1 protein-coding gene is annotated in these 978 nt (G+C 75.1%); it reads left to right on the forward strand.

Annotation, left to right across the window (positions count from 1 at the left end; genetic code table 11):
* Positions 1–224: 224 nt before the first annotated feature.
* Positions 225–978: LysR family transcriptional regulator (locus BU198_RS04520; RefSeq protein ID WP_188295523.1), on the forward strand; the 754-nt coding region annotated here is incomplete at its 3' end.

The raw sequence follows: 978 nt of genomic DNA on the forward strand, positions 1-978 counted from the left end.
AGGCGGTGACGGCGGCGGCGACGGCGGTGGCGAGGCCGGCGGCCAGGCCCGTCCGCAGGGCGGGGCGGCGGGCGCGGTGGCGGTGGGTGGTGACGGGGTTCCAGGGGTGGCTGCCGGGCGGTGAGGAGAGGTGCGTCATGCCGTGAGCAGAGCAACCGGCCCGCCGTCACGTCCAATTCCGATATCGATGAACCATCGATTGAAATCCCATATGATTGCTGGTCGTGGACCTGATCCGGCACCTGGAGTGCTTCGCGGCTGTTGCAGAAGAGTCACACTTCGGGCGTGCGGCGGCCCGCCTGGGGATGGCCCAGCCGCCCCTGTCGCAGCGCATCCAGCGCCTGGAGCGGGAGCTGGAGGTGCGGCTCTTCGAGCGCACCAGCCGCCAGGTGACGATCACCAAGGCGGGCCTGCTGCTGCTTCCCGAGGCACGCGAACTGCTCGCCCGCTCCGAGGCGCTGCGGGCGGCCGCGCGCCGGATCAGGGACGGCGACAGCGCCCTGCTGCGGGCCGGGCTGCCGCCCGACATCGCGGGCGACACCGTCGCCGCGCTCCTGACCGGCTTCCAGGACCGGCGCTCCGGGGTGGAGCTGGAACTGCACGAGCTGTCCACCGCCGACCAGCTGGCCCGCCTCGCCGCCCGTGAGCTCGACGTCGGGCTCATCCACCACCCCTGCGACGTGACCGGCCTCGAACTCGGCCCGGTCCTGCGCCGCGACCTCGGCGTCCTGCTGCCGCGCGAGGCCGAGGCGGCCCGGTCCGCCGAGGTGCCGCTGACCGCGCTCGCCGGGTTCGACCTGGTCCTCTTCCCGCGCTCCGGCGCCCCCGTGCTCTACGACGACCTGCTCACCACCTGCGCCCGCGGCGGCTACCGGCCGCCCGCCGTCCGGCACGTCCAGGGCGCCAGCTTCGTCCGCGGCCTGGTGCGCTCCGCCGGCGCCGTCGCCTCGCCTTCGGCGCGCGCGACGCCCACGGCGC

This window comes from Streptomyces sp. CBMA156, assembly GCF_014596515.1.
GTDB lineage: Bacteria > Actinomycetota > Actinomycetes > Streptomycetales > Streptomycetaceae > Kitasatospora.